11 protein-coding genes are annotated in these 12453 nt (G+C 74.8%); 3 read left to right on the top strand and 8 right to left on the bottom strand.

Annotation, left to right across the window (positions count from 1 at the left end; all coding sequences use genetic code 11):
* Nucleotides 1-21 precede the first annotated feature (21 nt).
* The 3 genes from BD833_RS09725 (at nt 22) to BD833_RS09715 (ending at nt 4271) form a co-directional block, all read left to right on the top strand.
* Nucleotides 22-2001 (top strand): acetoacetate--CoA ligase, encoded by a 1980-nt coding sequence (locus BD833_RS09725; protein WP_166532930.1) that lies wholly within the window; start codon nt 22-24, stop codon nt 1999-2001.
* 123 nt (nt 2002-2124) lie between these two features.
* Nucleotides 2125-3381 (top strand): acyl-CoA dehydrogenase family protein, encoded by a 1257-nt coding sequence (locus BD833_RS09720; protein WP_166532929.1) that lies wholly within the window; start codon nt 2125-2127, stop codon nt 3379-3381.
* A 104-nt stretch (nt 3382-3485) separates the two neighbouring features.
* Nucleotides 3486-4271 carry an alpha/beta fold hydrolase gene (locus BD833_RS09715; RefSeq protein ID WP_166532928.1) on the top strand — a complete coding sequence of 262 codons (786 nt, stop codon included), beginning with the start codon at nt 3486-3488 and terminating at the stop codon, nt 4269-4271.
* A gap of 76 nt (nt 4272-4347) precedes the next feature.
* Here the strand turns inward: BD833_RS09715 and BD833_RS09710 are convergent, their stop codons facing one another.
* The 8 genes from BD833_RS09710 to BD833_RS09675 all read right to left on the bottom strand — a co-directional run bounded on the left by BD833_RS09710 (nt 4348) and on the right by BD833_RS09675 (nt 12359).
* Nucleotides 4348-5346 (bottom strand): DNA polymerase III subunit beta family protein, encoded by a 999-nt coding sequence (locus BD833_RS09710; RefSeq protein ID WP_166532927.1) that lies wholly within the window; start codon nt 5344-5346, stop codon nt 4348-4350.
* Between the two features lie 46 nt (nt 5347-5392).
* Nucleotides 5393-6535: an FUSC family protein gene (locus BD833_RS09705; protein ID WP_166532926.1), complete on the bottom strand. Its 1143-nt coding sequence runs from the start codon at nt 6533-6535 to the stop codon at nt 5393-5395.
* A gap of 88 nt (nt 6536-6623) precedes the next feature.
* Nucleotides 6624-7862 carry an MFS transporter gene (locus BD833_RS09700; protein WP_166532925.1) on the bottom strand — a complete coding sequence of 413 codons (1239 nt, stop codon included), beginning with the start codon at nt 7860-7862 and terminating at the stop codon, nt 6624-6626.
* A gap of 62 nt (nt 7863-7924) precedes the next feature.
* Complete coding sequence (locus BD833_RS09695; RefSeq protein ID WP_208092522.1) at nt 7925-8542, bottom strand: maleylpyruvate isomerase family mycothiol-dependent enzyme; 618 nt, start codon at nt 8540-8542, stop codon at nt 7925-7927.
* 7 nt (nt 8543-8549) lie between these two features.
* Complete coding sequence (locus BD833_RS09690; RefSeq protein WP_208092507.1) at nt 8550-9254, bottom strand: DUF4386 domain-containing protein; 705 nt, start codon at nt 9252-9254, stop codon at nt 8550-8552.
* The gene (locus tag BD833_RS09685) at nt 9251-9718 is read right to left on the bottom strand and encodes a nitroreductase family deazaflavin-dependent oxidoreductase (RefSeq protein WP_166532924.1); all 468 of its coding nucleotides are present in this window, start codon (nt 9716-9718) and stop codon (nt 9251-9253) included. Before BD833_RS09685 ends, BD833_RS09690 begins: the two co-directional genes overlap by 4 nt.
* Nucleotides 9719-9802: 84 nt before the next feature.
* Nucleotides 9803-10495, bottom strand: a complete 693-nt coding sequence (locus BD833_RS09680; protein WP_166532923.1) for a TetR/AcrR family transcriptional regulator C-terminal domain-containing protein — start codon at nt 10493-10495, stop codon at nt 9803-9805.
* A 139-nt stretch (nt 10496-10634) separates the two neighbouring features.
* A complete protein-coding gene (locus tag BD833_RS09675) occupies nt 10635-12359 on the bottom strand; it encodes a glycoside hydrolase family 13 protein (protein WP_166532922.1) in 1725 nt (574 codons plus the stop codon).
* Nucleotides 12360-12453 lie beyond the last annotated feature (94 nt).

Here is a 12453-nt window from a genome sequence, read left to right as displayed (position 1 = left end):
CGGGGATGGCAGGGTGCGCTCGTGCCCGCCGACGCGTCCGCCCCCGAGGTCCTCTGGCAGCCCACCCCGGCGAGCATCGCCGGCACGCGGATGGCCGCGTTCGCCGGCTGGGTGGCCGGCCGGCGCGGGCTCTCCTTCGGCGATCCGGTCGACTACGACCGGCTGTGGCGCTGGTCGGTGGAGCACCTCGACCAGTTCTGGGCCGACGTCGCGGAGTGGACCGGCGTGCTCCCCGGCGTCCCGGACGAGCAGGTGCTGGCCGGCCGGGAGATGCCCGGCGCGGTCTGGTTCCCCGGCACGAGCGTCAACGTCGCCGAGCAGGTGTTCCGGCAGGCCGCCGACGACCGGCCGGCGCTGATCGCCGTCGCCGAGGACCTCGAGCCCGAGGAGATCTCCTGGGCCGCGCTGCGCGGCCAGGTCGGTGCCTTCGCCGCGACGCTGCGCCGCCTCGGCGTGCGCCCCGGTGACCGGGTCGCGGGCTACCTGCCGAACGTGCCCGAGGCGATGGTCGCCTTCCTCGGCGCCGCGTCGATCGGAGCGGTGTGGTCCTCCTGCGCGCCGGACTTCGGCACCCGGGCGGTGCTCGACCGGTTCGCCCAGATCGAGCCGACCGTGCTGGTGGCCGTCGACGGCTACCGGTGGAACGGCCGGCCGCACGACCGGCGGGACGTCGTCGCCGAGCTGCGCGCGGCGCTGCCCAGCGTCCGGACGACGATCAGCCTGCCGCGGGTCTTCCCCGGCGAGACCCCCGAGGGCGCGCTGGCCTGGGCCGACGCGGTCGCCGACGAGCAGGAGCCGGAGTTCGAGCCGACGGCGTTCGACGCCCCGCTGTGGATCGTCTACTCCTCCGGCACGACCGGGCTGCCCAAGGGCATCGTGCACGGGCACGGCGGCGTGGTGCTGGAGCAGCGCAAGCAGGCCGACCTGCACATGGACATCGGCCCCGGCGACCGGTTCTTCTGGTACGCCTCCACCGCCTGGATCATGTGGAACATCTCCGCCTCCGCGCTGCTGTCCGGCGCGACGGTGGTCGTCTACGACGGCGCGCCGACCTATCCGGCCGTCGACGCGCTGTTCGCCCTGGCCGCGCGCACCGGCATCACGTTCTTCGGCGTCAGCCCCGGCTACCTGGGTGCCTGCGAGAAGGCCGGCGAGCGGCCGGGGGAGCGCTACGACCTCTCCGCGGTGCGGTCGGTCGGCGTCACCGGGTCGCCGCTGCCGGCGTCGACGTTCCGCTGGGTCTACGACGCCGTCGGCCGCGACGTCTTCCTGGGCTCGCTGTCCGGCGGCACCGACGTCGCCACCGGGTTCATCGGCAGCACGCTGCTGCTGCCGGTGACGGCGGGGGAGCTGCAGCGCCCGATGCTCGCCGTCGCCGCCGCCGCGTGGGACGAGGACGGCGAGCCGGTCACCGGCGAGCTGGGCGAGCTGGTGATCACCGAGCCGATGCCCTCGATGCCGCTCTACTTCTGGAACGACCCCGACGGCGCCCGGTACCGCGCCGCCTACTTCGAGCCGTGGCCCGGTGTGTGGCGGCACGGTGACTGGCTGGAGATCACCGACCGCGGCACCTGCCTGATCACCGGGCGGTCGGACTCCACGCTCAACCGCGGCGGGGTGCGCATGGGCACCGCCGACATCTACGCCGTCGTCGAGGCGTTCGGTGAGGTGGCCGACTGCGTCGTCCTCGGGGTGGAGCTGCCCGACGGCGGCTACTGGATGCCGCTGTTCGTGCAGCTGGCCCCGGGGGCGGAGCTGACCGACGAGCTGATCGGCCGGCTGAGGTCGGCGATCCGGGCCGAGGCCTCACCGCGGCACGTGCCCGACGAGGTCATCGCCGTCCCCGGGGTGCCGCACACCCGCACCGGCAAGCGGCTGGAGGTGCCGCTCAAGCGGCTGTTCCAGGGCATCGACCCGGCGAAGGCGGTGAACACCGGCACCGTCGACGACGCCTCGCTGGTGGAGCACTACATCGCGCTGGCGCGGGAACGGGGCGCCTGACCGGTCACGGACCAGCGGTCGGCGCGGCCGTGAGGCTGGTCACGACCGCGGGTGATCGAGCACCGTGGGGGAACAGCCAGGTGCCAGGTGGGTGATCACCGCCCTCGACGAGGAGGACGCACCATGACCGGCACCGACGACATCCTCGAGCCGCAGCCCCCGGTGCTGCTGCCGCCGTGGCACACCCCGGAGCGGGAGGCGCTGCAGGAGCAGGCCCGCCGGTTCGCGACCGACGAGGTGCTGCCGGTCGCGAACGAGCTCGACCCGCAGAAGGGCGAGATCCCGGCGTCGCTGCTCGCCCGGCTGGCCGAGCTCGGGTACTTCGGCATCACCGTGCCCGCCGAGCAGGGCGGCCTGGGCCTCGGCGTCTTCGAGTACTGCATGGTCAGCGAGGAGCTGGCCCGCGCCTGGATGTCGACGGCCAGCATCCTGGCCCGGTCCCAGGGCCTCGGGACGGCGGTGCCCGACGCCGACCGCCGGCACGAGCTGATGGCCCGCAGCGCCCGCGGCGACTGGATCGGCGCGATCGCGCTCTCCGAGCCCGACGCCGGCTCCGACCTCGCCGGGGTCTCCACCCGCGCCGTCCGCGACGGCGACGAGTGGGTGGTCACCGGGCGCAAGCGCTGGTGCGGCAACGCCAAGGCCGCGGACTTCATCCAGGTGCTGGTGCGCGAACGCGACCCGGGGCCGGGGGAGTCCCGGTCCGCCGGCCTGGTCAACCTGCTCCTGGAGAAGGAGCGCGGCGAGTTCCCCGCGGGCCTGTCCGGCTCCCCGATCGACAAGATCGGCTACCACGGCTTCCTCACCTGGGACCTCACCTTCGACGGCGTCCGGATCCCGGCGGAGAACGTCATCGACGAGGCGCGCGCCGCGCGGGAGGAGAGCGCCGCCGAGGGCGAGGAGGCGAAGCAGGCCGGGTTCGCCGAGGCGCAGAAGTTCCTCAACACCGCGCGGGTGCACACCGCCGCCCGCGCCGTCGGCCTGGCCCGCGCCGCGCTCGAGGACTCGATCCGCTACCTGCAGGAGCGCGAGCAGTTCGGCCACCCGATCGGTGACTTCCAGGCGCTGCGGTTCGCCGTCGCCGAGATGGCGGCGCAGATCGAGCAGTCCCGCGCCTTCTACCGGCAGGTCGCCCACCTGCTCGACCTCGGCCTGCCGGTGCACAAGGAGGCCTCGATGGTGAAGCTCGAGGCCACCGAGATGTCGGTGCGGGTGACCAACCAGGCGATGCAGCTGCACGGCGGCAACGGCTACACCACCGAGCGGCAGGTGGAGCGGCACTGGCGGGACGCCCGCCTGACCACGATCTTCGAGGGCACCAGCGAGATCCAGAAGCGGATCATCAGCGACCGCCTGCTGCCCCGCTCGCCCCTGGGCTGAGGCCGCCTCGCCGTCGCCCCCCGCCGTTCGTGCACGAACGGTCGTCTCCCGGCCGGGGTGGCCACCGTTCGTGCACATCCGGCGGGGGCGGGTAGGGCCGGTCGATGCAGCTCTCCGCGCACCGCACCGGGTCCGGCCCACCGCTCGTCCTCGTGCACGGGCTGGGTGGCTCCTGGCGCACCTGGCTGCCGGTGCTCCCCGGGCTGAGCGCGGAGCGCAGCGTCGTCGCGGTCGACCTGCCGGGGTTCGCCGGGGACACCCCACCGCTGGCCGCCCCGTCCTTCGCCGCGCTCACCGACGCGCTGGAGGAGTGGCTGCGCGCCGAGGGGCTGGCCGATGCGCCGCTGGTCGGCAGCTCGCTGGGGGCCCGGATGGTGCTGGAGCTCAGCCGGCGCGGAACGGGCGCGGACAACGTCGCGCTCGACCCGGGCGGGTTCTGGACCGACCGGGAGGCGGCGGTGTTCCGCGCCAGCATCGCGGCGTCGGTCGGCCTGCTCCGCCGGATCCGCCCGGCCCTGCCCGCACTGCTGGGCAACCCTGCCGGCCGGACCGCCCTGCTTCCGCAGTTCTCCGCCCGTCCCTGGGCCCTGGATCCCGGCGTCGTCCGCACCGAGCTCGAGGGCTACCTCGATTCGCCGTCCTTCGGCGCGGTGCTCGACGACCTGGCCCGTGGCCCGGAGCAGCAGGGCGCGCCGGCGGGCACGCTGCCCGGGCGGCTGACCATCGGCTGGGGCCGCCGCGACCGGGTCACCCTCGCCCGCCAGGCCGCCCGGGCCATCGCGGCGTTCCCCGACGCCGAGCTCCACTGGTTCGCGCACTCGGGGCACTTCCCGCTGTGGGACGAGCCCGCGGAGACCGTCCGGCTGGTGCTCGACCGCACGTCCCGCTGACCCGGGGTCGCACCGTTCGTGCACGAACGGTCGTCTCCCGGCCGGGGTGGCCACCGTTCGTGCACGAACGGCGGGGTCAGCTCAGCGCCATCGGCATGAGCAGGCTGACGTCCCCGGGTCGGTCGGGCGCGCGGAGCACCAGCGGCGCGATCGGCCCGTCGAGGTCGAGGACGAGCTGGCCGGCGTCCTGCGCGTCCAGCGCCTCCAGCAGGAACTTCCGGTTCACCCCCAGCTCGACGCCGCCGACGGTGAGCACCGTGGCGGTCCCGGTGCCGCCGTCCGGGCCGACGGGCACGGTGCGGGTGGGCGGGGCGGCCAGCTCGGCGCGGAACCGGTCGACGTCGAGCTCCACCCGCGCGGCGCCGGCGTCCCGCAGCACCCGCCGGTAGTCCGGGAAGTCGGCGTCCACCCGATCCGCGCGCAGCACGCCGCCGTCCGTCTCCACCGCGACCTCGGCCCCCGCCACCCGCACGGTCGCCGGGCCGGACCCCGCCGTCGCGAGCAGCCGGTCGACCAGCTCCAGCGGGAGGATGGCGCTGACCGGGGGGCCGGCGAGCTCGGCGGGCAGCGTGCGCACGACCAGCCGGTAGGTGTCGGTGGCGACCACCCGGACGGCGTCGCCGTCGGCGTCGAGCAGGACGCCGGTGAGCATCGGCAGGCCGGGGTCGGTGCCCACGGCGAACCGGACGGCGCGCAGCGCCTCGAGCAGCGTGCGGGTCGTGGTCCGGATGCTGGTCACGGTGCCCTCCCGGGCGAGGAGGGAACGGGCTGCGGAGAGCTCGCGGCGGGCGTCGGCCAGACCGTCCTCCAGGCGCGCGAGGTGTACTGCGAGGACGGCGTCCACGACGGCCGGGTCACCCCGGTGCGCGACGACCCGGCTGATGTCGGCGAGCGGCATGCCCACCCGCCGCAGCCGGGCCACGAGCCGGGCGACGAGCACCTGGTCGTCGCTGTACCAGCGGTAGCCGCTCTGCGGGTCCACGTGCGCCGGCGCGAGCACGCCGGCGCCGTCGTAGAACCGCAACGCGCTCACCGTGAGCCCGGTGTCCCGGGCCATCTGGCCGATCCCGCGCATGCGTCCCTCCACGTCCACGACCCTGCGGCCTCGACCGGGTCGAGGGTCAAGCGCCGCTCGTCCCCTGCTCCTCCTGCTCGTCCTGCTCGGCCGGCCGGACGGAGTCCAGCGACCGGCGGAGGTTCTCCAGGATGTTCCCGGCCTCGAAGAGGTCGTCGTCGGTGGTCGCCCGGGCGCGGCGCAGCTCGGTGGCGAACTCGGCCAGCGCGGTGTCGGTCTCGCGGACCGCGTCGGGATCGGCCGACGCGCCCTCGACCGAGCGGAGCACGTCGGCCAGCGCCGCGAGGGCCCGGGAGGCCGGGGGCCGCAGGCTCGGCCCCAGCGGTACGTGATCCCGGTGGGCCACCTCGGTCTCGGCGATCAGCTGGGTGAGGTCCTCGACGAGCAGCGTCAGGCGCTCGAGCGCGCGCCCCTGCTCGTACTGCCGGTCCACGGTCTCCCGGTACCGCGCCGCCCGTCGGTTGCCCCGACGGGCCTCGTCGGTCTGCCGGACGGCGTCACGCATCTGGGCCAGCAGCGGGTCGATCGTGTGGATGCGCCCCCGCCAGTCGTCCTGCGTCGGCGGATGCTCCTGCCGCAGCCCGTCCACGAGGTCGTCGAGCTGGCCGGCCAGGGCGTCGCGCAGGGTGGCCAGCGACTGCTGCGCGGGCGCCAGGGGGAGCGGCGGGAAGGCCAGGGTCACCGCGACGCCGACGAGCCCGCCCAGGAAGGTGAGGCCGAGGTAGCCGAGCACGTACGCCGTCGTGTTCTCGCTGCCGAAGAGCAGCACGAACAGCGCCGAGGTGGCCACCCAGCTGCTGGCGCTGCCCAGCCGCTGCCACCCGGACAGCAGCACGGCGACGGCGATGACCACGGCGAGGGTGAGCAGCCGCGGGTCGATCACCGTCTTCCCCGCGACCGCGACCCCGGCGCCCAGCGCGATGGCGGCGACCGTCTGCAGCGACGAGCGCACCGAGCCGGCCAGGGTGGAGGTGGTCGTGGCGATGACGGCGCCGAGCGGGGCGTAGTACGGGTACTCCGACAGCGGTGCGGGGACCAGGTGCGCCAGCCACCAGGCCGCCGTCGCGGCGACCGCCGCGCGGAGGGCCAGCCCGATCTGGGGGTGCCGGGCCCAGATGCGGCGGGCGGACCCGCGGCGGGGGGGCCGGCGCGGGGAGTGGCCGGCGGTGGTGGAAGTCCCGTGCTGCATCGTCGTCCTGTTCGTTCCCCGGGTGCCCGTTCGCCCGGCCTGGCATTGCACCACGGCGGGCCGGGAGCGGGCGCGCGGGACCGGCGGCTCAGCCGGTGGGCGCGGTCTCGTCGGCGTGCGCGATCTGCGCCAGCTCGCGCCAGATCAGCACGAGGATGAGCGCGGACCCGGCGAAGGCGAACCAGAAGGGGGCGGTGAGGCCCCACGCGTCGGCGAGCAGCCCACCGGCGAGCTGGCCGAGCACGATGCCGCCGACGACGCCGATCATGTAGACGCTGCCGACCCGGCCCTGCAGGTGCAGGGGCACCGCCCGCATGCGCACCGTCCGCGACGTCGTCCCCCAGACGAAGGCGTGCGCGCCGAAGGCGAACAGGATCGCCGCCGCCACCCAGGCGGTCGTGGTGAGCGCCAGGCCGAGGTGGGTGAGCGTCTCGATGACCAGGCCGGCGCGCATCAGCGCGGCGAGGCTGGTGTGCCGGGCCAGCCAGTCGTAGGAGGCGGTGCCGAGGACGCCGCCCACGGCCGTCACCGTCGTCAGCAGCCCGAAGCCGACGGCGCCGAGGCCCAGCCGGTCGGTCGCGTAGAGCACCAGCACCGACCACGCGGCCCCGTAGGTGACGTTGAACGAGACGATCGTCAGCGTCAGGGTGCGCACCGGCCCGTTCCCCCACGTCCAGCGCAGCCCCTCGACGACCTCCCGGCCGACGTGCCGCTCACCGGCCGCGGCGGGCAGCGGCGGCAGCGCCATCCGGGAGACGAGCAGCGCCCCCAGCGCCACGCAGACCGCCTGCACGAGGAACGGCCAGGCCGTGCCGGCGGCGAACAGCACCGCCCCGACCGCCGGGCCGGCCATCTGGTTCATCGTCAGCGCCCCGGCCATGAGCCGGGCGTTGCCGATGCCGAGGTCGGCGCGGCCGACCACCATCGGCAGCAGCGTGCCGGTGGTGGTGTCGGCGAACACCTCCGCCGTCCCCAGCAGGAACATCGCACCCAGGACGACGCCGATGTCCGCCGCCCCGGCGACCAGCACGACGGCGAGGACGGCGAGGACGGCGGTGCGCAGCAGGTTCACCGCGACGACGAGCAGCCGGCGGTCGACCCGGTCGGCGAGCACCCCGGCGTAGAGCCCGAAGAGCAGCCACGGCAGCCGCTGGAGCAGCCCCGCGAGGGCCACCAGGAACGGGTCGGAGGTCTGCGCGGCGACCAGCAGCGGCCCTGCGGCCAGGGCGATGCCGTCGCCGAGGTTGGTCACCCACGAGGAGCCGACCAGCCAGCGGAACGACGTCCCCATGCGGGCCGGCAGCACTGCCTCGACGACCCGGCCCACGAGGAGGGGAGCTTACGGGTGGTTCCCGGCCGGGGCGTCGCCGCGCGCCCGTCCGGGGCTGGTCAGGCGAGCCGGGCGCGCAGGAGCGGTACGCCCTCGCCGTCGAGGCGGTCCAGGGCGGAGGTGCGGCCGGTCATCGCCAGCAGGAGGGCCTCGGCGTCCCCGCGCACGGGCGGGCCGCTGCCGTGCGCCCAGTCGAGGTCGGCCGCCTCGAACCGGAGCCCGCGGAGCGCGCCCTTGCCGACGAAGCCGCCGGCGGCCACGAAGGTCAGCGACGTGCGCAGGCGCGCCTCCGGGATGCGGCGGGGGATGCCCAGCGGCCGGCGGATGTCCAGGCCGTGCACGAGCAGGTCGGTGAGGGGCGCCTCCGGGCCCGCGCCGGGTGGGGTGAACCGCGAGCCGGCCTTCCGGTGCAGCACCTCGACGAGCTCGGCGAAGGGCCGGCGGGCCTGCTCGCGGGTCACCCGGACGTTCGCCCGGTCGAAGTTCCCGCGGCAGGCGAGCATCGCCAGCAGGAACTTCGGGGTGCTCACCTCCAGGGGCACGACCAGGTGCGCGGTGACGTCGTGCACGGTCCACGCGCTGCACAGGCTGGGCGCCGCCTGCTGCTCGGCGCTCAGCCCCGACAGCAGCGCGGCCAGCTCGCGACGCTCCTCGGCGATCTCGGCGAAGGTGTCCACGCGGTGATCATGGCAGCGACCGGGCCGGATCGGGGCCGGCCGCTGCCCGCGCCGGCCGCCCGGCGCGGAGCAGGAGCCACAGGGCCAGCAGCACCTCGCCGACGAAGGTGAACTGCGCGACGGTGGGCCACGAGCCTCCCGAGAGCACCGCGCCGGCGCTGTCGAACGCGTAGCCCAGGCCGGCCACGACGAGGAGCGTGCCCAGCAGCCGCGGGCTCCAGGCCGAGCGGGCGGCCAGCACACCGACGAGCACCAGGTGGACGCCGAACAGCAGCAGGCCGGTGCTCCACACCGCCTCGAACCGGTCGATCTGGGCCGCGCCGAGCACCGGGTCGGTGGCGAGCAGGTCGGCCGCGGCCGCCAGGTGGCCGATCGCGACGAGGAACACCGCCGCGTAGACCAGCCGGAACGTCGCGGCGAGCAGCGACAGCCCGGCGTCGACCGGTGCGAAGAGGCGGTGGAGGGCCCAGGCGACGACGACGTCGAGCGCGACCACCCCGGCCAGGCAGACGATGCCGGCGCGGAACAGGCCCTCGGCGGCGAGGACGTCGGCGGCGGTCCGCGCCGGGTCGCCCGGGGTCACCAGGCCTCCGACGGCTGCGCCGTAACCGACGCCGGCGAGCGCCGCCATCAGCAGGAGGGACGCGCCGGCGACCAGCCCCGCGCGGCGGTCCGGCTCCGGCGGCGCCACCGGGAGCTCCGTCGTCGTCACCGGCCGACCTCCGCGACGTGCAGGAAGTCGACGACGCCGAAGACCCGGTGCATCCGCTGCTCACGCGGCGGGAAGAACCGGTTCGCCTCACTCTCGTCGACCAGCCGCGGTCGCTGCACCTCGACCGACCGGCCCTCGTGCTCGACCGTGGCCGTGCCGGCCGCCAGCACGTTGCGCACCCAGTCGGCGCCGGGGCCGTAGGGAAGGGCGAACACGAACCCGTCGCCGGCGGGCACCGCGACGGCCGGCGTCCGGTAGGCGGTACCGCTGACCCGGCCGCGGTGGTGCACCACCGCCGCGTACGCCCCCGGTCGGCCGGCCGTCGCGAGCTGGCGGGGGTTGGTGACGTCGCGGTTGAAGCGGCGGACGGCGCGCTGCACCGGCCCCCACTTCGCCCGGAACGACTGCACGAACAGCGCAGCCAGCAGCACGACCGCTGCCGCGCTGATCCCGAGGACGTGCATGACCACTCCCTTACGTCGTAAGGCTCCTTACGACGTAAGGTAGCGGGCGGATGGACGGGTGTCCAGACCATCGGGAGCGGGCGCTCAGCCCCGGGCGAGGCGCCGGTCGAGGCCGTCGAGCAGCAGGTCCAGGGCGAACTCGAACTCCGCCTGGTCGTCGCACCAGCCGAGCACGCCGTCGTCCTGGTGCGCGGTGTCGGCGAGCATGCCGGCCAGGTGCGGGTAGGTGCCGGCCAGCTGCTCGAGCGTCGCCATCGCCTCCGCGCCCCCCGTCTCCGGATCGGCCGGGGAGAACAGCTCGCGGGTGAACCCCAGGGCCCGGGAACCGAGGGCGTGCATGCCGTGGTGGGCCAGGTCGTAGGAGAACCCGCCCGCCCGCAGGATGCCGAGCAGCCCGTCGAAGTAGCCGACGATCTCGGCGTTCATGGCGGTCCGCGTCTCGATGACCTCCGGTGCCCAGGGGTGCCGCAGCAGCACCTGGCGGGCGGTGAGGATGCGGGCCCGCAGCGCCCCCTGCCAGTCCTCCGCCGGGTCCGGGCCGACGCCCGCCACTGCGGTGACGATCTCGCCGACCACCACCTCGACGACGCCGTCGAGGACGGCCTCCTTGTTCGCGACGTGGTGGTAGAGCGACATCGCCTCCACCTCGAGCTCCTGGGCCAGCCGGCGCATGGTCAGCGCGGCCAGCCCCTCGCGGTCGGCGAGGTCGACCGCGGCCAGCAGCACCCGGCGGCGGGTCAGCGCCGAGCGGGCGGCGAGGTCGGTACGGGGAGCCATGGACCACCTGTCCGCGGAGGAGTGACCCGTACAGCGTAAGGAGCCTGGGGATTCGGAGCGTTGCCCCTCAGGGGGACATTTCGCCGGCCCGGATGTCCGGTGGAGGAGCAACGCCTGGTCAGGACCGGGCGCGGCCCGCTCACGGCAGGCGCAGGACCCGGGCCTCCCACGGGCGCAGCTCGGCCGGGTCGTCGTCGGGCAGGTTGCCCAGCACCAGCTCCGCCGCCGGCGCCTCGGGGAGCAGCTCGGCCAGCCGGTACGTCGTCCGGCCGACGTTGCAGACGACCAGCAGCGTCTCCCCGGCGAGCGAGCGGGTGAACGCGTAGACCTCGTCGTGGTCGGGGAGCAGCATCGTGAAGTCGCCCAGCGCCACGACGTCGTCGGTGTGCCGCAGGGCGATCAGCCGCCGGTGGTGGGCGAGCACCGAGGTCTCGTCGTCCCGCTGGGCGGCGACGTTCCACTCGGCGTGGTCGGGGTTGACCGCGATCCACGGGGTGCCGGTGGTGAAGCCGGCGTGCGGCGAGTCGTCCCACTGGACCGGGGTGCGGGCGTTGTCCCGGCTCATCGCCCGCAGGCCGGCCAGCACGGAGGCACCGTCCGCCCCCGCGGAGACCGCCTGCACGTGGTGGTTCAGCGACTCGACGTCCCGGAACTGCTCCAGCGCCTCGAACGGGAAGTTCGCCATCCCGATCTCCTCGCCCTGGTACACGTACGGCGTTCCCCGGTGCAGGTGCAGCAGCGTGGCCAGGCAGGTGGCGGAGTCCCGGCGGAACTCGGGGGAGTCGTCGCCGAAGCGGGAGACCGCGCGCGGCTGGTCGTGGTTGTCCCAGTAGAGGGAGTTCCAGCCGACGTCGGCCAGCCCGGCCTGCCAGCGGTTGAACGACGCCTTGAGGTCGCGCAGCCGCAGCGGGTGCAGATCCCACTTCGACGTCCCCTGGTCCAGGCCGACGTGCTCGAACTGGAACACCATGTCCACCTCGCCGCGGGCCGGGTCGGTGAACAGCCGGGCCTGCTCCACGGTCACGCCGGGCATCTCGCCCACGGTGAGCAGGGCGCCGTCGCGGCCGGCGAAGACCTCGCGGTGCATCTCCTGCAGGAACTCGTGGATCCGCGGCCCGCACAGGTAGGACGCCGAGCCGTCGCCCAGCGCGGAGCCCGGCAGCGGCGGCCCGTCGTGCAGGTGGCCGTCCTCGGCCCCGTCCCTGCCTCGGAGGTCCTTGCTGATCATGTTGATGACGTCCATGCGGAAGCCGTCGACCCCGCGGTCGAGCCACCACCGCATCATCTCGTACACCGCCTGCCTGACCTGCGGGTTCTCCCAGTTGAGATCGGGCTGGCGGCGGTCGAACAGGTGCAGGTAGTACTCGCCGCTGGCCTGGTCGAGCTCCCAGACCGGGCCGGAGAAGAACGACTGCCAGTTCGTCGGCTCCGCGCCCGGATCGCCGGGCGCCATGCCCCCGCGCGGCGGCCGCCACCAGTACCAGTCCCGCTTGGGGTCGTCCGTCGACGACCGCGACTCGACGAACCAGGGGTGCGCGTCGCTGGTGTGGTTCACGACCAGGTCCATGAGCAGCTTCATCCCGCGGGCGTGCAGCGCCTCGACCAGCTCGTCGAGCTGCGCCAGCGAGCCGAACAGCGGGTCGATGTCCTGGTAGTCGCTGATGTCGTAGCCGTTGTCGGCCTGCGGCGAGGGGTAGACCGGCGAGAGCCAGACGACGTCGACGCCGAGGTCGGCCAGGTGGTCCAGCCGGAGCAGGAGGCCGCCGAGGTCGCCGATCCCGTCGCCGTCGGAGTCCATGAAGGAGCGCGGGTAGACCTGGTAGACGACGGCGCGGGTCCACCACGCGGGCTGTTCGACGGGCATGGCCCCAGCCCAGCACGCCGGGGCAGCCCCCGCACGGTCAGGGCGCCATCGACGGACGGCGCGGCTACGCCCTCGGGAAAACCGGGAGCGGATC

Source organism: Blastococcus xanthinilyticus, from assembly GCF_008124835.1.
Taxonomy (GTDB): Bacteria; Actinomycetota; Actinomycetes; order Mycobacteriales; family Geodermatophilaceae; genus Blastococcus; species Blastococcus xanthinilyticus.
Note: the sequence above shows the minus strand (reverse complement) of the source record. Positions and strands in the feature narration are given on the sequence as shown.

Coding starts and splice junctions, on each gene's coding strand:
- BD833_RS09720 (WP_166532929.1), top strand. CDS start 2,125: ATGACCGGCACCGACGACATCCTCGAGCCGCAGCCCCCGGTGCTGCTG.
- BD833_RS09715 (WP_166532928.1), top strand. CDS start 3,486: ATGCAGCTCTCCGCGCACCGCACCGGGTCCGGCCCACCGCTCGTCCTC.
- BD833_RS09710 (WP_166532927.1), bottom strand. CDS start 5,346: ATGCGCGGGATCGGCCAGATGGCCCGGGACACCGGGCTCACGGTGAGC.
- BD833_RS09705 (WP_166532926.1), bottom strand. CDS start 6,535: ATGCAGCACGGGACTTCCACCACCGCCGGCCACTCCCCGCGCCGGCCC.
- BD833_RS09685 (WP_166532924.1), bottom strand. CDS start 9,718: ATGCACGTCCTCGGGATCAGCGCGGCAGCGGTCGTGCTGCTGGCTGCG.
- BD833_RS09680 (WP_166532923.1), bottom strand. CDS start 10,495: ATGGCTCCCCGTACCGACCTCGCCGCCCGCTCGGCGCTGACCCGCCGC.
- BD833_RS09675 (WP_166532922.1), bottom strand. CDS start 12,359: ATGCCCGTCGAACAGCCCGCGTGGTGGACCCGCGCCGTCGTCTACCAG.